This is a genomic window from Pseudomonas sp. WS 5412 (assembly GCF_012985615.1).
Taxonomy (GTDB): Bacteria; Pseudomonadota; Gammaproteobacteria; order Pseudomonadales; family Pseudomonadaceae; genus Aquipseudomonas; species Aquipseudomonas shahriarae.
Genome location: NZ_JAARMB010000001.1, coordinates 397763 through 416605 on the forward strand (window position 1 = coordinate 397763; position 18843 = coordinate 416605).

14 protein-coding genes and 1 riboswitch are annotated in these 18843 nt (G+C 60.9%); of the genes, 10 read left to right on the forward strand and 4 right to left on the reverse strand.

From position 1 onward, the window contains the following. Positions 1–74: 74 nt before the first annotated feature. The 3 genes from HBR94_RS01975 to HBR94_RS01985 are packed head-to-tail and all read left to right on the forward strand — an operon-like array spanning position 75 to position 1187. Entirely contained in the window at positions 75–257 is a 183-nt protein-coding gene (locus HBR94_RS01975; protein ID WP_057438139.1) for a CPXCG motif-containing cysteine-rich protein, read from the forward strand. 12 nt (positions 258–269) lie between these two features. Next, the gene (locus tag HBR94_RS01980; protein ID WP_057444473.1) at positions 270–530 is read left to right on the forward strand and encodes a DUF2007 domain-containing protein; all 261 of its coding nucleotides are present in this window, start codon (positions 270–272) and stop codon (positions 528–530) included. 36 nt (positions 531–566) lie between these two features. After that, complete coding sequence (locus HBR94_RS01985; protein WP_057438144.1) at positions 567–1187, forward strand: SOS response-associated peptidase; 621 nt, start codon at positions 567–569, stop codon at positions 1185–1187. A gap of 130 nt (positions 1188–1317) precedes the next feature. On the opposite strand, the gene HBR94_RS01990 is transcribed toward HBR94_RS01985, so the two are convergent. After that, entirely contained in the window at positions 1318–3459 is a 2142-nt protein-coding gene (locus HBR94_RS01990) for a methyl-accepting chemotaxis protein (RefSeq protein WP_057438146.1), read from the reverse strand. A 218-nt stretch (positions 3460–3677) separates the two neighbouring features. Between HBR94_RS01990 and HBR94_RS01995 the strand changes: the two genes are divergently transcribed. Continuing rightward, positions 3678–4496, forward strand: a complete 819-nt coding sequence (locus tag HBR94_RS01995; protein ID WP_057438149.1) for a M48 family metallopeptidase — start codon at positions 3678–3680, stop codon at positions 4494–4496. A 126-nt stretch (positions 4497–4622) separates the two neighbouring features. Here HBR94_RS01995 and HBR94_RS02000 read toward each other — a convergent pair whose 3' ends face one another. The 3 genes from HBR94_RS02000 to HBR94_RS02010 all read right to left on the reverse strand — a co-directional run bounded on the left by HBR94_RS02000 (position 4623) and on the right by HBR94_RS02010 (position 7463). Next, entirely contained in the window at positions 4623–5207 is a 585-nt protein-coding gene (locus tag HBR94_RS02000) for a TMEM165/GDT1 family protein (RefSeq protein WP_057438151.1), read from the reverse strand. Positions 5208–5296: 89 nt separating this feature from the next. Continuing rightward, positions 5297–5416: riboswitch (yybP-ykoY riboswitch) on the reverse strand. A 51-nt stretch (positions 5417–5467) separates the two neighbouring features. Then, positions 5468–6466 carry a class I SAM-dependent methyltransferase gene (locus HBR94_RS02005; RefSeq protein WP_120734137.1) on the reverse strand — a complete coding sequence of 333 codons (999 nt, stop codon included), beginning with the start codon at positions 6464–6466 and terminating at the stop codon, positions 5468–5470. Between the two features lie 31 nt (positions 6467–6497). Beyond that, positions 6498–7463 (reverse strand): 2-hydroxyacid dehydrogenase, encoded by a 966-nt coding sequence (locus HBR94_RS02010; protein WP_170044060.1) that lies wholly within the window; start codon positions 7461–7463, stop codon positions 6498–6500. A gap of 84 nt (positions 7464–7547) precedes the next feature. Here HBR94_RS02010 and HBR94_RS02015 point away from each other — a divergent pair, with 84 nt between their 5' ends. The 6 genes from HBR94_RS02015 (at position 7548) to HBR94_RS02040 (ending at position 18842) form a co-directional block, all read left to right on the forward strand. After that, positions 7548–8177, forward strand: coding sequence for a LysE family transporter (locus HBR94_RS02015; RefSeq protein ID WP_170044061.1), 630 nt, complete (start codon positions 7548–7550; stop codon positions 8175–8177). Between the two features lie 147 nt (positions 8178–8324). Continuing rightward, a complete protein-coding gene (locus HBR94_RS02020) occupies positions 8325–10007 on the forward strand; it encodes a fatty acid--CoA ligase (protein ID WP_057438159.1) in 1683 nt (560 codons plus the stop codon). A 335-nt stretch (positions 10008–10342) separates the two neighbouring features. Continuing rightward, positions 10343–12217, forward strand: coding sequence for a DUF1302 domain-containing protein (locus tag HBR94_RS02025; RefSeq protein WP_169959752.1), 1875 nt, complete (start codon positions 10343–10345; stop codon positions 12215–12217). A 28-nt stretch (positions 12218–12245) separates the two neighbouring features. Continuing rightward, positions 12246–13610, forward strand: a complete 1365-nt coding sequence (locus tag HBR94_RS02030) for a DUF1329 domain-containing protein (RefSeq protein ID WP_057438161.1) — start codon at positions 12246–12248, stop codon at positions 13608–13610. A 231-nt stretch (positions 13611–13841) separates the two neighbouring features. Further along, positions 13842–16580, forward strand: a complete 2739-nt coding sequence (locus HBR94_RS02035) for a LuxR C-terminal-related transcriptional regulator (protein ID WP_170044062.1) — start codon at positions 13842–13844, stop codon at positions 16578–16580. A 72-nt stretch (positions 16581–16652) separates the two neighbouring features. Beyond that, complete coding sequence (locus HBR94_RS02040; protein ID WP_170044063.1) at positions 16653–18842, forward strand: OsmC domain/YcaO domain-containing protein; 2190 nt, start codon at positions 16653–16655, stop codon at positions 18840–18842. Position 18843 lies beyond the last annotated feature (1 nt).

The following is an 18843-nucleotide window of genomic DNA, read 5'->3' on the forward strand; positions in this document are numbered from 1 at the left end:
CAAATGGCATCAAACGAAAAAGCCCTGCAAATAGACCGGCGATTATACGCACAAGTCACCTGGGAGAGACCGCGATGCTAGAACCTGCGCTGTACGATTGTCCTTATTGTGGTGAAGAGGTCGAGACATCTGTGGATTTGTCCGGCGGTGACCAGAACTATATAGAGGACTGCCAGGTGTGCTGTCGGCCGATCAATTTCTACCTGCAGGTCCACGGCGAGGAATGGATGCTCGAAGTGCGCAGCGAGAATGAATAAGGGGGGGCGGCCATGCAACGAATCTACGAACCGGAAAACCTGATGGAGGGCGAGTTGCTGCAGCAAATGCTCGCCAGCGAAGGTATCGACGCCCATCTGGTGGGGCGCCATCTGCTGGGTGGTACGGGTGAACTGCCGATCTTCGGCCTGTTGGGCCTGGAAGTGGAGAACGACCAGGCTGGCGAAGCCCGCGAGTTGATTACCGCCTATATCGGCGCCCAACCGCTACCCGGCGATGAACCCGACAGCTACCCCGACGTGCTGGTCTGTTAGGCTGTCGTTCGGTTTACCCAAGAGTCGTGTTGCCCAATGTGTGGACGTTATGCCCTGTTTCGCTGGAACCCCGCCTTCGCTGCCTTGCCGGGGTTCCCGGCGGATCAACAGGCCCAGTGGAATATTTCTCCTAATGATTCGGTGCTGATCCAGCGCGCTACCGACGGCCAGCGCACCCTGGCGCGGGCCCGCTGGGGGCTGACACCACCCTGGTTGACTGACCTGTCCCGCACCCCGGCCCATGCCCGCGCTGAAACCCTGGCCGAACAACCGATGTTTCGCGAGGCCTTTCGCCTGCGCCGTTGCCTGCTGCCAGCCAATGGCTTTTATGAATGGCGTGGCACCCAGCGCAAGCGGCCGTACTGGCTCACGCCGGGGGAGGGCTCGACGCTGTTCTTTGCGGCGATCTGGGAGGCTTATCCGGTGCAGGAGCAGGTGTGGTTGAGCGCGGCAGTGGTGACCCAGGCCGCGCAGAGCCAGCGCCGGCCGCTGATTCTGGATGCGGCGGGGCAGGAAGCCTGGCTCGACCCCGAGACGCCGTTGCATGTGTTGCAGGGGTTGCTGGCCGGTGAGCCGGCGGCGTTGCGTGAGCGGGTGCTGGCTAACATGGTCAATGATCCGAAGCTCAATGGGCCGGAGTGTTTGACCCCGGGTTGAGGGTGGGGGCTGTGTGGGGGATTCGCTGGCGTCATCGCAGGCAAGCCAGCTCCCACATTTTGATGTGTGAATACCTTCAAATGTGGGCGCTGGCTTGCCTGCGATACGGCCCTGAAGGCCACTGAAACCTTTATACCTTGAACTGATTGATCAGCCGCCGCTGCTGCTCCGCCAACTGGGTCAGCCCCGCACTGGCAGCACTGGACTCATCGGCACCGCCCGCCACCTCATTGGCCACCTGGCCGATATTGATCACATTGCGGTTGATGTCCTCGGCCACCGCACTCTGTTCCTCTGCCGCACTGGCAATCTGCGTGTTCATGTCATTGATCACCGACACGGCCTGGGTGATGGTCTCCAGGGCCTGGGCCGCCTTGGCCGCGTGCTGCACGCTTTCATCGGTACGCTGCTGGCTGTCTTCCATGACCCGTACCACGTCCCGCGTGCCTTGCTGCAATTGCTGGATCATGGCCTGGATTTCTTCGGTGGCCTTCTGGGTTTTCTGCGCCAGGTTGCGCACCTCGTCGGCCACTACCGCAAAGCCCCGGCCCTGTTCGCCCGCGCGCGCGGCTTCGATGGCGGCGTTGAGGGCCAGCAGGTTGGTCTGCTCGGCAATGCCGCGGATGGCAATCAGGATGGCATTGATGTTCTCGCTGTCCTTGGCCAGGGTCTGGACCACGCCCACTGCCTTGCCGATCTCCAGGGCCAGGGCGCCGATGGACGTGGAGGTGTCGCGCACAATCTGCATGCCCTGGCTCGCAGCCTGATCGGCATGGGTGGCGGCTTGTGCGGCCTGGGTGGCATTGCGGGCCACGTCCTGGGCGGTGGCGGTCATCTCGTGCACGGCGGTGGCGACCTGGTCGATCTCGACCATTTGTTTGTGCACCCCGAGGTTGGTGCGGATGGCGATGTCGGCGGTGTGTTCCGACGAATCGCTGACTTTCTGCACCGAACTGACCACCTGGGTAATCATGCCCTGCAGCTTGATCAGGAATGTATTGAAGCCGGCGGCAATCGCGCCCAGTTCGTCGGCGCGGTCACTGGTCAAGCGGCGTGTCAGATCGCCTTCGCCCTGGGCGATGTCATTGAGCATCGCCACCATCTGCTTGAGCGGCCGGGCAATGCCATGCCCCACCAGCCAGATCACCAGCAGGCCAATGCCGGCAATCACCAGACCAACCATGGTCATGCCGAAGATATCGGTTTTGCGCTGGGCGTCCAGGTCGCCCTGCAGCGCTTGCAAGTCGGCCATCACCGTGCCCAACGGCAGTTGCAGCATCAAGGTCCAGCGCGCATCGGTCTGGCCGATGTTGAAGGGCAGGAACAACTCGATCAGCCCCTGGGCCTGGTCGACGTCGTAGCGGACTTCGCCGACGTTCGGTTGGTTGAGGTGATCGAGGGTATTTTTGTCGAACAGGTCGCTGGCTTTTTCTCCCAGCTTGCTGGCGTCCTTGGTATAGGCGACCAGGCGGCCGTTGTTGGAAATCAGTGCCATTTCGCCGGCACCGTTGTAAAGCTTCTGGTCGGCAGCGGTCAGCATTTCCTGGATGAAGTTAACCGACAGATCGGCGCCGACGATGCCCTGGAACTTTGCGTCGATCATGATCGGCTCGATAAACGAGGCCAGCATCACCGTGGTATTGCCTACGCGATAGGGCGCGGGGTCGATGACACAAGGTTTTTGGGTTTCCTTGGAGCAGAGGTAGTACTCACTGGCGCGGATGCCGGTGGAGAGAATTTTCTGGTCGGTCAGGTCGGCGAGTTTTTCCAGGCCCAGGCTGCCGTCCTGGTTGCGGAACCACCAGGGCATAAAGCGCCCGTTTGTGGGCTCTATGCCAACCACGGCGGTGTTCAGGTAGTTGGCATCGTTGTGGTCGATGGCATTGGGTTCCCAGGCGATATAGGAGCCGAGTACTTTCGGGTTGCGCACCACGGTTTCGTGCAGCAGGTTGATCAGTTGTTCGCGGCTGACCTGCAATGGGGCGCCGCCGTTTGCGTCTTTCATGCCCATCAGTGCGTTGGTGGTGGCCAGGCCTTTGGCGGTCACCAGTGGCGCTTCCAGTTCGCGCTGGATCAGTGTGGCTTGGGTGTGGGCGAGTGCCGTGAGCCGTTGCTCGATGATCTGCTCGAATTGCGCCTGGGTGCGTGCCTGCACCATGTCCTGGGTCCGTGCACCGGCGAACAGCGCGTACAGCACCAGGGCCGCCACGACGCTCAGCACAATGGCCCCGGCCAATGCCGCAACAGAAAACTGAATCGACTTGAATTTCATGAAGGCTCCGGGCGCAGGGGGGGCAGGGTCTGTTTTTTTATATCGGCCATAGGCGCGACAGACATGAGGTGCTGCCCTGCAAAAGAATCAGGCGTGTCGTTTATAGAATGGTGATGGGCGTGGGGGGTGTCTGAAATCAGCGGTTAAGCGTCAGGTGTATCTGGCGCAGATACAAGGGAGGGCCTAGGATATGCGCCATAATTTCAGGGAGAAGGCGCATGAAAAAATATTTGGCGGTAACGGCATTGAGCGCAGCCTTGCTGCTCGCCGGTTGCCAGTCGGTCAACACCACCAGTGGCGGCGCCGTGGGTGTGGAGCGCAAGCAGTACATGTTCAGCATGCTGTCGAGCCAGGAAGTCGACCAGATGTACGCGCAGTCGTACCAGCAGACCCTCGGCGAAGCCAGTGGCAAGGGCCTGCTGGACAAGACCAGCACCAACGCCAAGCGCGTGCAGGCAATCGCCCAGCGCCTGATCGCCCAGGCTCCCACCTTCCGTCCGGATGCGGCGCAGTGGAAGTGGGAAGTGAACCTGATCAAAAGCGACGAGATGAACGCCAACTGCGGGCCTGGCGGCAAGATTTTTGTCTACAGCGGGCTGATCGACACGCTCAAGTTGACCGATGACGAGCTGGCGGCGGTCATGGGCCATGAAATTGCCCACGCCCTGCGTGAACATGGCCGCGAAGCCATGTCCAAGGCCTACGGCATCGAGATGGCCAAGCAGGGCGCCGGCGCATTGTTGGGCCTGGGCCAGGACAGCATGGCGCTGGCCGATACCGTAGCCAACTACGGCATGACCTTGCCCAACAGCCGCAGCAACGAGAACGAAGCCGACCTGATCGGCCTGGAACTCTCGGCCCGCGCCGGTTACAACCCGAACGCGGCCATCACGCTCTGGAACAAAATGGCCAAGGCCTCCGAAGGCGCACCGCCTGAGTTCATGAGCACCCACCCGGCCTCCAGCAGCCGGATCGCCTCGTTGCAGGCGGCGATTCCCAAGGTGATGCCGTTGTACCAGCAGGCCAAGAAGTCCTGATAATCCAGGCCTTGTGAAGGTCCAAAGGTGGGAGCGGGCTTGCTCGCGTTAGCGGTGGTTCAGTTAATTAATCCGTGACTGATACAGCGCTATCGCAGGCAAGCCAGCTCCCACATTTGCAAAGGGTTACAACCAGCCGCTGCTTTGCATGGCCTTGTACACCGCCACCAGCGCCAGGATAAAGAACGCCGAGGCTGCCAGGCGCCGAATCAGGGTCAGCGGTAGTTTTTCCGCGGCGAAATTCCCCGCCAGAACCACCGGCACGTTGGCAATCAGCATGCCCAGGGTGGTACCGATAATCACCAGCCACAACTCCGGGTATTGCGCCGCCAGCATCACCGTGGCGATCTGCGTCTTGTCACCGATTTCTGCGATGAAGAACGCAATCAGCGTGGTCAGGAACGGCCCGAACTTGCGTGAAGTACTGGCCTCGTCATCGTCGAGCTTGTCCGGCACCAGGGTCCACAGGGCCGTGGCGCAGAAGCTCGCAGCGAGTATCCAGTGCAACACCGCATCCGAGAAGAAACTGCCGAACCAGGCACCCACGGCACCGGCGGCGGCGTGGTTGGCCAGGGTCGCGGCGATGATGCCGGCGATGATCGGCCAGGGTTTGCGAAAGCGTGCGGCGAGGATGAGCGCGAGCAATTGCGTCTTGTCGCCGATTTCGGCCAAGGCAACGATTGCGGTAGGAACGAGAAGTGAATCCAGCATCAGGTAGGTTTCCAGGGGCGGGTCGACACGGCTATGACACGTACAGCCTTCCCGCCCCGGGTAAGGTGTGCGTGTCATAGGTCTTGTCAAACCCCGGTCCGTCTGTGCGGACTCCTGGGTCGCATACGCCATGGTCTGCTGACCAAGTATGTTGACGTATGCCGGACGAGCATGTTGCTCGTGGGAGACTACTCCCCTAGGACGGAGCGGATTCTGCCTTGGCAAAATCCATTCGGCAAGCGTTCTTTTTCAAACGCCCGTCAGCCGCGCTTGGCACGGTAGATGCGAAAACCCTGGCCCTCGGCCTTGACTGCGCACACGCCCAGATGCTCTTCGATCAGTGGTTGGTACTTCAGGAAGCTGTTGGCAACTAGCCGAAGTTCGCCGCCGTTTTTCAGATGTTGGCGTGCTTTTCGCAGCAGGTTTTCCGTAGCGAAATAATCCGTATGCACCCCGACATGGAACGGCGGGTTGCTCAGAATCGCATCCAGGCCCATGGGCGCGGCGTCGATGCCATCACCGGTCAGCACTTCGCCTTCCAGGCCATTGGCCTCCAGGGTCAGGCGACTGCTGGCGGTGGCGAAGGCGTCCACGTCGAGCAGCGTCACGGTGTTGTGCGGATAGCGCCGCTTGACCGCCGCACCGAGCACGCCGGCGCCACAGCCGAAGTCCAGCAGATGACCGCTGGGCAGTTTGTCCAGGTGTTCGAGCAAAAGCGCGGTGCCGCGATCCAGGCGGCCATGGCTGAACACGCCGGGCAAGCTGACGACCTTGAGCGGCCCGTCGGTCAGTGGCACTTCAAAGACCTCGGCCAGGCTCGCCAGGTCGGGGGCTGCCGGGGCGTCGGCCACGGTGGCCAGCCACAGCTGGCAGTGCCGCGCATTGTCGAGCTTGCGTGGCTTGCCGAAGGCGTTCAGTTGTTTGGCGGCGCTTTCGATGCCGCCGCGTTTTTCGCCCACCAGGTACAACTCGGCGCCCGGCAGCCGTGCCGCCACAGCCTTGAGGATGTAGTCGGCGAGGTCCTTGGACTTGGGCAGGAACACCACGGCTGTGTCGAAGGCACGCTGCGGTACATTCACCCCGAAATGGCTGCGTTCGGCAAACCGGGCATCCAGCGCCGCCTGATCGCCCGCATGCCAGCACCAGCCATGGGCATTGGGCAGGCGGCCCAGCAGGTCGTCGGCGGGAAGGCCGGCCAGTAACACATTGCCTTGAAAAAGTTCGGCCTGACGAAGCAGTACTTCACTGCGCGGATCCATGGTCTGCTCCCTGAAAAAGGAGCGCAGTTTATCAACTGACGACGCGCTGCGGTGCTCCGCTGAAAAAGCCCCGGGCGTTTTCGGTCAATTGGCCGACGATCCGTTGCCGCGCTTCGCGACTGCCCCACGCACTGTGTGGGGTGATGATCAGCCGTGGGATGTCGCTCGCCAGCAGCGGGTTGCCGGTGGTCGGCGGTTCGACGCTCAGCACATCGGTGGCCGCGCCCCCCAGATGACCGCCACGCAGGGCGTCTGCCAAGGCATGTTCATCAATCAGGCCACCGCGTGCGGTGTTGACCACGAACGCGCCCGGCTTGAGCAGCGCCAGTTCGCGGGCGCCGATAAAGTGCCGCGTATGTTCGTTGAGCGGGCAATGCAGGGTCAGGGCGTCGATCTGCGGCAGCAGTTCGTCCAGTGGCACCCGATCTGCGCGGGGCGGGCGACCGGGAATGGCGCCCAGCACTACGCGCATGCCAAAGGCTTCGGCCAGACGCGCGACGGCGCCGCCCAGTTCGCCATGGCCCAGCAAACCCAGGGTTTTGCCTTCCAGCTCGACAATCGGGTAGTCCAGCAGGCAGAACTGCTTGGCTTGCTGCCACAGCCCGGCATCGACGTCTTTTTGATAGTCCTTCAGGCGCGTGGCAAGGTTGAGCAGCAGCATGATCGTGTGTTGCGCCACTGACGGCGTGCCGTAACCCTGGCAGTTACTCACGGTAATGCCCTGGGCGCGGGCGGCGGCCAGGTCGACGTTGTTGGTGCCGGTGGCGGCGATCAGGATCAGTTTCAGGTCAGGGCAGGCGGCCATCGTCTGGGCGTTGATCAGGATCTTGTTACTGATCGCTACCTGGGCGCCTTGCAGGCGCTCGACCACTTGATCGGCCGAGGTCTGTTCGCACAACTGCAAGTCGCTGAAGGTCTCCCGCAACCCGCTGAGGTCAAGGTCCCCCTGGTCCAGGGAAGGGTGATCAAGGAAGACGGCGCGGCGATTGTTCGTCATCAACTGTACCTTTTGCGACAGGGTTCGAAGGCGTAATCTGCCGAGCCTACCAGATGAAATAATCAGTTACTTCTTGGAGTGTGCATGTACCTCACCGAGTTTTTGACCGTGGCGTTGATTCACCTGCTGGCCGTGGCCAGCCCCGGGCCGGACTTTGCCGTGGTGGTACGCGAGAGCGTGACCCATGGCCGGCGTGCCGGCACTTGGACGGCGTTGGGCGTCGGTTCGGCGATTTTCCTTCACGTTGGCTACTCGTTGCTCGGTATCGGTTTGATCGTGTCCCAGCCCATCGTGCTGTTCAACGCCTTGAAATGGGCGGCGGCGGCCTACCTGTTGTATATCGGCTTCAAAGCCCTGCGGGCGCAGCCGGCCAAGCCTGCCAGTGAAGAAGACTTGCACCGCGAAGTGGGCGAGCGCAGTGCCCGCGGCGCCTTTACCTCGGGCTTTGTGACCAATGGCCTGAACCCCAAGGCCACGCTGTTTTTCCTGTCGCTGTTCACCGTGGTGATCAACCCCCACACGCCGCTGGCCATCCAGGCCGGTTATGGCCTGTACCTGGCCGTGGCTACCGCCCTGTGGTTCTGCATGGTGGCCATGTTGTTCAGCCAACAGCGCGTGCGCGCCGGGTTTGCGCGCATGGGCCATTGGTTTGATCGGAGCATGGGTGCGGTGCTGATTGCCATTGGTGTGAAAGTGGCCCTCACCGAGCGCTAAAGGCGCCGCTGGCTGAATGAATGCTGGCGCAAAGCTAGCATTCATCCGGCTCTGCAAATCATTCCTTCGGCTGATTTGGCCGGCGTGCAAGGTCTCTACAGTGCAAATCCTTTAGCCAAGACCGTGCAGTCATAAAAAGGGATTCGTATGTTGCAGACTCGTGTTATCCCGCCCGCCGAAGGCGCCTACCAATACCCGTTGTTGATCAAGCGCCTGTTGATGTCGGGTGCGCGCTACGAGAAAACCCGGGAAATCGTCTACCGCGACAAGCTGCGCTACACCTACCCCACCCTGATCGAACGCGTCGCCCGCCTGGCCAATGTGCTGACCGCAGCCGGGGTCAAGGCCGGTGATACCGTGGCCGTGATGGACTGGGACAGCCACCGTTACCTGGAATGCATGTTCGCCATTCCGATGATTGGTGCGGTGATTCACACCATCAACGTGCGCCTGTCGCCAGAGCAGATCCTCTACACGATGAACCACGCCGAGGACCGCTTTGTGCTGGTCAACAGCGAGTTCGTCGGCCTGTACCAGGCCATTGCCGGCCAATTGACCACCGTCGACAAGACCCTGCTGTTGACCGATGGCGACGAAAAAACCGCTGATCTGCCCAACCTGGTAGGCGAGTACGAAACGCTATTGGCCGCTGCCAGCACGCACTACACCTTCGAGGACTTCGACGAGCATTCGGTGGCCACCACCTTCTACACCACCGGTACCACCGGTAACCCCAAGGGTGTGTATTTCACCCACCGCCAACTGGTGCTGCACACCATCGGCGTGGCGACCATCATGGGCAGCGTCGACAGCGTGCGCCTGCTGGGCACCAACGATGTGTACATGCCCATCACGCCGATGTTCCACGTCCACGCCTGGGGCTTGCCGTATGTGGCGACCATGCTCGGTCTCAAGCAGGTCTACCCCGGCCGCTACGACCCGGAATACCTGGTGGAGTTGTGGCGTAAAGAGAAGGTCACGTTCTCCCACTGTGTGCCGACCATCCTGCAGATGCTGCTCAACGCCAAGGCCGCCCAGGGCGTGGATTTTGGCGGGTGGAAAATCGTGATTGGCGGCAGCGCCCTCAACCGCTCGCTGTATGAAGCAGCCAAGGCCCGTGGCATCCAGCTGACAGCGGCCTATGGGATGTCCGAGACCGGCCCGCTGGTGTCCTGTGCCCACCTCAACGAAGAACTGATGGCCGGCAGCGAAGACGAGCGCACCACCTACCGGATCAAGGCCGGTGTGCCGGGGCCGTTGGTGGAAGCCGCGATCATCGACGGGGACGGCAACTTCCTCCCGGCCGATGGCGAGTCCCAGGGCGAACTGGTGCTGCGCGCGCCATGGCTCAGCGAGGGGTATTTCAACGAGCCGCAGAAGGGCGCCGAACTCTGGGAAGGCGGCTGGATGCACACCGGCGACGTGGCCACCCTCGATGCCTTCGGTGTGATCGACATTCGCGACCGTATCAAGGACGTGATCAAGACCGGCGGCGAGTGGATTTCATCCCTGGCCCTTGAAGACTTGGTCAGCCGTCATCCGGCGGTACGCGAAGTAGCGGTGGTCGGGATTGCCGACCCGCAGTGGGGCGAGCGTCCGTTTGCCCTGTTGGTGGTCCGTGAAGGCCACGGGATTGGCGCCCGCGAACTCAAGGAACACCTCAAGCCGTATGTCGAGCAGGGCCACCTGAGCAAGTGGGCAATTCCAAGTCAGATTGCCATTGTTACGGAAATTCCCAAGACCAGCGTCGGTAAGCTGGACAAGAAACGTATCCGTATCGACATCATTGAATGGCAGGCCAATAACAGCACCTTCCTGTCCACGCTCTGACCCCTCGTGCCGTGCCCGTTCGGGCACGGCAATGCTCTATTACAAGCCTTCGCCTTGTCATTTGCCGAATTTCAGCCATCCTCTTTTGCGTCAGCCCTCGCTGACATGGCGAAAGGGCTGTCGCAGACGGGTTGGTGATGCAAATCACACTTTAGAGGGATCAAGCGATACCCCCTGCTGGCTATAGTCCCTCCCAGAGTTTTTCAAGGATGCGGCGCTGCGGTCCTGGGTGGTCCGGTGGCTGTCTGGCATTGGAATCGTTGTATTCCGGCCGTTACAAGCGTGTTTGAAAAGGCTCACTGCCATAACAATAAAATGCACATGGAGTAGCGTCGATGACCTCAGTAAATCAGTTCTGGCGCCGGGCGAGATTACCCCTGGCGGTCAGTCTTGCCTCGACCCTCGCCGGGCCCGCATTCGGCGTCAGTTTCAACATTGGTGAGGTCGAAGGCAGCTTCGACTCGTCCCTGTCGGTGGGGGCCAGCTGGAGCACGGCCAAGCCCGATCGCGACCTGATTGGTGTCAACAACGGTGGCAAGGGGCTGTCGCAAACCTCCGATGACGGTCACTTGAACTTCAAGCGTGGGGAGACGTTCTCGAAGATCTTCAAGGGCATCCATGACCTGGAACTGAAATACGGCGACACCGGCGTATTCGTGCGTGGCAAATACTGGTACGACTTCGAACTCAAGGATGAAGGCCGCGAGTTCAAGGACATCAGCGACCACAATCGCAAAGAGGGGGCCAAGTCTTCCGGCGGGCAGATTCTCGATGCGTTCATCTACCACAACTACTCCATTGCCGATGCGCCGGGTTCGGTGCGTTTTGGTAAGCAAGTAGTGAGCTGGGGTGAAAGTACTTTCATTGGCGGTGGTATCAACTCCGTCAACCCGATCGACGTGTCTGCGTTCCGTCGTCCGGGTGCCGAGATCAAGGAAGGCCTGATCCCGGTCAACATGTTCTACGTGTCGCAATCCTTGACCGATAACCTGTCGGCAGAAGCGTTCTACCAGTTGGAGTGGGATCAGACGATCACCGACAACTGCGGGACATTCTTCTCGCAGCCTGATGTGATTGCTGACGGCTGCAGCGATAACTTGCGCTTGCTCAGCAAGCGTTCAGTGATCGCGGCGGGCGGTGGTTTACCATTGATGAACGCGTTTGGCGTGAACATCAATGAGGAGGGTGTGCTGGTCAAGCGTGGCCCTGATCGCGACGCACGCGATAGCGGTCAGTTTGGCGTGGCGATGCACTACAACTTTGAGCCGTTGGACACTGAGTTCGGCGCTTATTTCATGAACTATCACAGCCGTGCGCCGATTTTCAGCGCCAGGGGCGCCTCCGCTGCGACCTACGCAGCAGCTAACGCATTGACGTTTACACCCGGCGCCAGCCAGTTGCGTCCTCTCATTGTGGCCGGTAACTCTAGCTACTTTGTCGAGTACCCGGAGGATATTCGGCTGTATGGCTTGAGCTTCTCCACCACGCTGGCGACAGGGACCGCATGGAGTGGTGAATTGAGCTATCGGCCGAATGCGCCAGTGCAACTCAATACCACCGATATTTTGTATGCGGGCGTAACGCCGCTGTTGGGCCTGGGGGCGGCTTCGCCACTTAAAGGCTCTGCTGACCAGGATCTGAACGGCTACCGGCGTAAGGAAGTTACCCAGTTCCAGACGACGTTTACGCACTTCTTCGATCAAGTGATGGGAGCAAGTCGCTTGACGTTGGTCGGTGAAGTGGGCGTGACCCACGTTGGTGGCCTGGAAAGCAGTAACAAAGCACGTTACGGGCGTGATCCGGTGTATGGCCCTGGGCGAGGCGCTCTTTGTGCAACGCTTAACGGCGGCACAATTGCCGGTGCCGGACCTGGCACCGATGCCAGCAACCTTACTGCCAATTGCAACAATGATGGCTTCACTACCGCCACTTCCTGGGGCTACCGTGGCCGGGCAATCTGGGAGTACCCGGATGTCTTCGCCGGCGTGAACCTCAAGCCTAACGTGGCGTGGTCCCATGATGTGAACGGTTACTCGCCAGGTCCTGGCGGCAACTTCGAAGAAGGTCGCAAAGCGGTGAGCCTGGGGCTGGACGCGGAATACCAGAACACCTACACGGCGAGCCTGGCCTACACCAACTTCTTTGGTGGCGACTACAACACCTCGGTTGACCGCGATTTCGTGGCCCTGAGTTTCGGCGCGAACTTCTAAGCACACTGCATTTCAGGAAGACCAGAACATGAAAATAACCAAAAGTCTGTTGCACGTGGGTGTGCTGGGACTGTCGATCATGGCCAGCAGCGTCATGGCGGCGGTCTCGGCGGATGAAGCCGCCAAGCTGGGCACCACGTTGACTCCGATGGGCGCGGAAATGGCCGGCAACGCTGCCGGCACCATTCCGGCCTGGAAAGCCCTGCCAACCAACGCCGGTGCTGTGGATGCCAAGGGCTTCCTGGCCAACCCGTATGCCAGCGAGCAGCCGCAGTTCACCATCACCGCGCAGAACGTCGAGCAGTACAAAGACAAGCTGGCGCCGGGGCAGTACGCGATGTTCAAGCGCTACCCTGAAACCTTCAAGATGCCGGTGTACACCACCCATCGCGGTGCCACCGTGCCGGCGCAAGTGTTCGCCTCCATCAAGAAAAACGCCACCAGCACCAACCTGGTAGGCGGTGGTAACGGCCTGGAAAACTTCGAAACCGCGATTCCGTTCCCAATCCCGAAAAGCGGGGTCGAGGTGATCTGGAACCACATCACCCGCTATCGCGGCGGCAGCGTGACACGCCTGGTGACCCAGGCCACGCCACAGGCCAACGGCTCGTACAGCCTGGTGTACTTCCAGGACCAGTTCGTGTTCCGCGACAAGATGAAGGATTACGATCCGGCAAATCCGGGCAATATCCTGTTCTACTTCAAGCAGAAAGTGACTGCACCTGCGCGTCTGGCCGGTGGTGTGTTGCTGGTGCACGAGACCCTGGACCAGGTAAAGGAACCGCGCGCCGCGTGGGTCTACAACGCCGGCCAGCGCCGTGTGCGCCGTGCGCCGCAAGTGTCCTATGACGGGCCGGGGACTGCCGCCGATGGCCTGCGGACTTCCGACAACCTCGACATGTACAACGGCGCCCCGGATCGCTACGACTGGAAGCTGGAAGGCAAGAAGGAAATGTACATCGCCTCCAACAGCTACAAGCTCGACGATCCGAAGCTCAAGTACGCCGACATCATCAAGGCCGGCCACATCAACCAGGACCTGGCGCGTTATGAACTGCGCCGCGTCTGGCACGTGGTCGCCACCTTGAAGGAAGGCCAGCGCCATATCTATGCCAAGCGTGACTTCTACATCGACGAAGACACCTGGCAAGCAGCGGTGATCGACCATTACGACGGTCGTGGCCAACTGTGGCGCGTAGCCGAAGCCCATGGCGAGAACTACTACGACAAGCAAGTGCCGTGGTACGCCCTCGAAACCCTCTACGACCTGCAGTCCGGCCGCTACCTGGCCCTGGGCATGAAGAACGAAGAGAAACAGGCCTATGACTTCGGCTTCACTGCCACCACCAGCGACTTCACCCCGGCGGCTTTGCGTCAGGATGGTGTTCGCTAAACAGCGCTAGACAAGTCCGCACCAGTGGGGGTGGGCTTGTGTGGGGGCGGGCAAGTCCGCTCCCACACAAGCCCATCCCCACATTTGTTTTGGGCATCCGGAAAATAGTTGGTTATTTCTTGTTGTAGTCTTTTTCAGACAAATGTTGCAAAGATCTACAAAGCGACGGCTTTTAACGCTAGTCTGCGGACATCTGCAATGCCGACCACAGCCTACTACAAGAGCCCGGCGATGACTGATCTGTCCCCAATCCAAGGGCCTGCCAGTGCGATAATCCCCACGCTGGAAGGGCGCTTCTACCGACCCCCGCTGCCCGATGGCTATGTGCTGCGCCCGCGTTTGTGCGAGCGCTTGAGCGCCGGCCTGGACGGGCGTCTATTACTGGTCAGCGCGCCGGCCGGGTTTGGCAAGAGCTCGCTGGCGGTGGAGTTCTGCCAAAGCCTGCCTGATCACTGGCAAAGCCTGTGGCTGGGTCTCAGTTCGCGGGACAGTGATCCGGGCCGCTTCCTTGAGCGCCTGCTGGAAGGTTTGCAGCAGTATTTCCCGCAAGTCGGCGCCCAGGCCCTGGGTTTGTTGAAAATGCGCCAGCGCCATCAGCCGTTTGCCTTTGAAGAGTGGCTCGATGGCCTGCTCGACGAATTGACCGTCCATCTGTCCACACGCACCCCGTTATTACTGGTACTGGATGACTACCACCTGGCCCAGGGCCCGGTGCTGGATCGTTGCCTGCAATTTTTTCTCAACCATTTGCCCGATGGCCTGTTGGTGCTGGTCACCAGCCGCCAGCGTCCCGACTGGCATTTGGCACGGTTGCGTTTGTCACGGCATCTGCTGGAGTTGCATGAACAGGACCTGCGCCTGACCAACGACGAATCCCTGGCTTTGCTCGACCGGCATAGCAGTTCATTGCGCGGTGAAGCCCTGGACAACCTGATCCGTCGCAGCGAAGGCTGGGTGGCCGGCCTGCGCTTCTGGTTGCTGGCGGCCGCCGAAGCCGGCAACGAGGCCGACTTGCCCCAAGGCCTGCATGGTGGGGAAGGGCTGATCCGTGACTATCTGCTGGAAGAGGTGATCGACTGCCTGCCGCCGGAAGTCCAGGCCTTCCTTTACGACACGGCCTCCCAGGAGCGTTTTTGCAGCGAGTTGTGCGATGCCGTGCGCGAGGCCCATGACAGCGCGGAAATCCTGCGCTACCTGCAAGCCCATCAGGTGTTCCTGGTGCCGCTGGACGAGCAGGGCCACTGGTACCGTTATCACCACCTGTTTTCCGATCTGCTGCGCACCCGGCGTTCGCCAAATGCGATGTTGCCGGCCGCCAGCCTGCACCTGCGCGCCTGCCGCTGGTTCAACGCCCAGGGCTTGCTCGATGAGGCCGTGGAGCAGGCCCTGCGTGCCGGGCATCCGGATGTGGCGGCGAATCTGGTGCAGAACCTGTCCGAAGAACAACTGTTGGCCGAGCAGAACGTCGGCATGCTCCTGCGCTGGAAGATGGACTTGCCCGACAGCCTGTTGATCAGCACGCCGCGCTTGATCGTGCTCTATAGCTGGGCGCTGGGGCTGGCCTGCCAGTTGGATGCGGCGGAAGAATTGTCCAGCCATCTCAGCCGCTTCCTGCCGGCACCGTCGGCCACTGCGCAGAAGTCGATGCTCGCCCAGTGGCTGGCCCTCAGCGGCATCATCGCCCGTGGGCGTGGCGACCGGGAACTGACCCACTTGTATTGCACAGAAGCCCTGGAAAGCTTGCCGCACAAGCGTTACGGCCAGCGCTTGATGTGCCTGTCGACCTTGTCGAACCTGGCCATCGTCGACGCCGACCTGTGGCGTGCGCGGGGCTTGAATCGAGAATCCCTGGAACTGGCGCAACGCGTCGGCAACCCGCTGTTCGAGGCCCTGGCCCATTACGACCGGGCACGGGTGCTGCAGGCGCGTGGGGAAATCCTGCGCTCCCTGGACGAGGTGCGCGAGGGCCTGCAACGCTTGCAGGGCCTGGCATCCCAGCGCCTGTATGCGGTGCGCGCACGCCTGTCGTTGTATGAAGGTTTCCTGCTGCTGATGCGTTGCCAGCCGGAGGCCGGCCTGTTGCGTTTGCGTACAGGGCTTGCCGAAGCCCGCGCCTGCCGGGATATCAGCGTATTGATCGGCCACTGTGTCATCGCCAACCTTGAGGGGCGCCGTGGCGACTTTCCCAAGGCCTTTGCCGAGCTGGCCGAGGCCGAGCGGTTGATGCATATCTGGGACGTGCCGCCGATCTACTACCTGGCCATGATCACCCTGATCAAATGCGAGCTGTGGCTGGCCCAGGGCCGTACCGACCTGGCCGATGCCTGGCTGGTGCGCCTGGGGCAAACCTATAACGGCGAGCAGGCCGCCGCCGCCCCGGAGTTTCATCCGCACCTGGCGCAACATATCGAACTGCAACAGGCGGCCCTGGACGCCATTCGCGGCCAGTGTGAAAGCGCCCGGCGGCGACTCGATGGGCTGGCGCGACAAGCCGAAGGCAAAGGCCAGCAGATGATTGCGGTGATGGCCCTGAACCAGCACGTGCTGTTGTTGCTGGATGACGGTCAGGCAGTGTCAGCCCGGCCGCTGTTTGCCCGGGCCTTGCAAATGGCTGGCGGTGGCGCGTTGCAACCCTTCCAGCGCCTGCTGGAACGTTATCCCGACTGGGTACGCGAGCAACTGGGTCAGGCGCCGAACGATTTGATGCGGCAAAGCCTCTGGGCCCTGCTGCCGGCGGTTGCCCCGCGCGAGCCGGTCGAAACCAGCCATTCCAGCGAAACCTTGAGCGCCCGTGAGCTGGCAGTGCTGCAGTTGATCGCCCAAGGGTGCTCCAACCAGGAAATCAGCAACCAGTTGTTTATCTCGCTGCACACCGTCAAGACCCACGCCAGTCATATCAACAGCAAACTGGGGGTCGAGCGCCGCACCCAGGCAGTCGCGCGGGCGCAGGAGATGGGGTTATTGGGGTAAGGGGGAGACTTGCGCCGCAAAAGCCGGATAATGGCGGCCAATTCGTTTGCTCCGCTATTCTGGTAATCCCGCATGGAAATCAAGGTCAATTTTCTCGACAATCTCCGGCTTGAAGCCAAGTTCGATGACTTCACCGTGGTGGCCGACCAGCCGATTCGCTACAAGGGCGATGGCTCGGCCCCCGGTCCGTTCGACTACTTCCTGGCTTCGTCGGCGTTGTGTGCGGCTTACTTTGTGAAGTTGTACTGCAGCACGCGCAATATCCCCACGGACAATATCCGCCTGTCGCAGAACAATATTGTCGACCCGGAAAACCGCTACAACCAGATTTTCAAGATTCAGGTCGAGTTGCCGGCGGATATTTCCGACAAGGATCGTCAGGGCATCCTGCGCTCCATTGACCGCTGCACGGTAAAGAAAGTGGTACAGGCCGGGCCCGAGTTTGTTATCGAAGAGGTGGAAAACCTCGACGCCGACGCCCAGGCGTTGCTGATGCCGGCGGCTGCGGCAGACGCGGGCACCTTCATCGCGGGCAAGGACCTGCCGCTGGAGCAGACCATCGCCAACATGTCGGCCATTCTCGCGGGCCTGGGCATGAAGATTGAAATCGCCTCGTGGCGCAATATCGTGCCCAATGTCTGGTCGTTGCATATCCGCGATGCCCATTCGCCGATGTGCTTTACCAACGGCAAGGGCGCGACCAAGGAAGGCGCACTGGCGTCGGCCCTGGGCGAGTTTATCGAGCGCCTGAACTGCAACTTCTTCTACAACGACCAGTTCTGGGGCGAAGAAATCGCCAACGCGGCGTTTGTGCATTACCCGGAGGAGCGCTGGTTCAAGCCCGGCCGTAAAGACGCGCTGCCGACGGAAATCCTCGACGAGTACTGCCTGAAGATCTACAACCGCGATGGCGAGTTGCGCGGCTCACACCTGATCGATACCAACTCCGGCAATGAAGAGCGTGGCATCGTCTCACTGCCGTTTGTGCGTCAGTCTGACGGCGAGGTGGTGTATTTCCCCTCCAACCTCATCGAGAACCTCTACCTGAGCAACGGCATGAGTGCCGGTAACACCTTGGCTGAGGCCCAGGTGCAGTGCCTGTCGGAGATTTTCGAGCGTGCGGTGAAGCGCGAAATCATTGAAGGTGAATTCGCCTTGCCGGATGTCCCGGCCGAAGTGCTGGCCAAATACCCAAGCATCCTCGCCGGTATCCAGGCCCTGGAAGAGCAGGGTTTCCCGGTGCTAGTCAAGGATGCATCCCTGGGCGGCGAGTTCCCGGTGATGTGCGTGACCCTGATGAACCCGCGCACCGGCGGCGTATTTGCCTCGTTTGGCGCCCACCCAAGCCTGGAAGTGGCGCTGGAGCGCAGCCTTACCGAGTTGCTTCAGGGCCGTAGCTTCGAAGGCCTGAACGACTTGCCGCAGCCGACCTTTGAAGGGCATGCGGTGACCGAGCCGAACAACTTTGTCGAGCACTTCATCGACTCCAGCGGCGTGGTGTCGTGGCGCTTCTTCAGTGCCAAGTCCGATTACGCGTTCGTGGAGTGGGACTTTTCCGGCCAGGGTGAGGATTCCAACGCCGAAGAGGCCGCGACTTTGTTCGGCATTCTCGAAGGCATGGGCAAGCAGGTCTACATGGCGGTGTACGAGCATATCGGCGCCAAGGCCTGCCGCATCCTGGTGCCGGACTATTCGGAAATCTATCCGGTTGACGACCTGATCTGGGATAACACCAACAAGGCGCTGTTCTTCCGCGCCGATATCCTCAACTTGCACAGCCTGGATGAAGACGGCCTGCAAGCGCTGGTCGAGCGCCTGGTGGAAAGTGAACTGGATGACTACACCGATATCACCACCCTGATCGGCATTGAATTTGACGACAACACGGCCTGGGGCCAGTTGACGATCCTTGAGTTGAAGCTGCTGATCTATCTCGCCTTGCAGCAGTATGAAGAGGCGAAGGAAGCGGTGGAGATGTTCCTGCAATACAACGACAACACCGTCGAACGCGGCCTGTTCTACCAGGCAGTGAATGCGGTGCTGGAGATGCAGTTGGACGAGGATTTGGAGCTGGAAGACTACGAGGCCAACTTCCGCCGGATGTTTGGCAACGAGCGCATGGACGCCGCCATCGGTTCGGTGGAGGGCAGCGTGCGGTTCCATGGTTTGACCCCGACCAGCATGAAGCTCGAAGGCCTGGATCGACACCTGCGGCTGATCGACAGCTACAAAAAACTGCACGCCGCACGGGCCAACAGCTAGA

Excerpts from the sequence above, each read along its gene's own strand:
- HBR94_RS01975 (WP_057438139.1), top strand. The coding sequence starts at position 75 with ATGCTAGAACCTGCGCTGTACGATTGTCCTTATTGTGGTGAAGAGGTC.
- HBR94_RS02035 (WP_170044062.1), top strand. The coding sequence starts at position 13,842 with ATGACTGATCTGTCCCCAATCCAAGGGCCTGCCAGTGCGATAATCCCC.
- HBR94_RS02000 (WP_057438151.1), bottom strand. The coding sequence starts at position 5,207 with ATGCTGGATTCACTTCTCGTTCCTACCGCAATCGTTGCCTTGGCCGAA.
- HBR94_RS02040 (WP_170044063.1), top strand. The coding sequence starts at position 16,653 with ATGGAAATCAAGGTCAATTTTCTCGACAATCTCCGGCTTGAAGCCAAG.
- HBR94_RS01990 (WP_057438146.1), bottom strand. The coding sequence starts at position 3,459 with ATGAAATTCAAGTCGATTCAGTTTTCTGTTGCGGCATTGGCCGGGGCC.
- HBR94_RS01985 (WP_057438144.1), top strand. The coding sequence starts at position 567 with ATGTGTGGACGTTATGCCCTGTTTCGCTGGAACCCCGCCTTCGCTGCC.
- HBR94_RS02025 (WP_169959752.1), top strand. The coding sequence starts at position 10,343 with ATGACCTCAGTAAATCAGTTCTGGCGCCGGGCGAGATTACCCCTGGCG.
- HBR94_RS02010 (WP_170044060.1), bottom strand. The coding sequence starts at position 7,463 with ATGACGAACAATCGCCGCGCCGTCTTCCTTGATCACCCTTCCCTGGAC.
- HBR94_RS02020 (WP_057438159.1), top strand. The coding sequence starts at position 8,325 with ATGTTGCAGACTCGTGTTATCCCGCCCGCCGAAGGCGCCTACCAATAC.
- HBR94_RS02005 (WP_120734137.1), bottom strand. The coding sequence starts at position 6,466 with ATGGATCCGCGCAGTGAAGTACTGCTTCGTCAGGCCGAACTTTTTCAA.
- HBR94_RS02030 (WP_057438161.1), top strand. The coding sequence starts at position 12,246 with ATGAAAATAACCAAAAGTCTGTTGCACGTGGGTGTGCTGGGACTGTCG.
- HBR94_RS02015 (WP_170044061.1), top strand. The coding sequence starts at position 7,548 with ATGTACCTCACCGAGTTTTTGACCGTGGCGTTGATTCACCTGCTGGCC.
- HBR94_RS01980 (WP_057444473.1), top strand. The coding sequence starts at position 270 with ATGCAACGAATCTACGAACCGGAAAACCTGATGGAGGGCGAGTTGCTG.
- HBR94_RS01995 (WP_057438149.1), top strand. The coding sequence starts at position 3,678 with ATGAAAAAATATTTGGCGGTAACGGCATTGAGCGCAGCCTTGCTGCTC.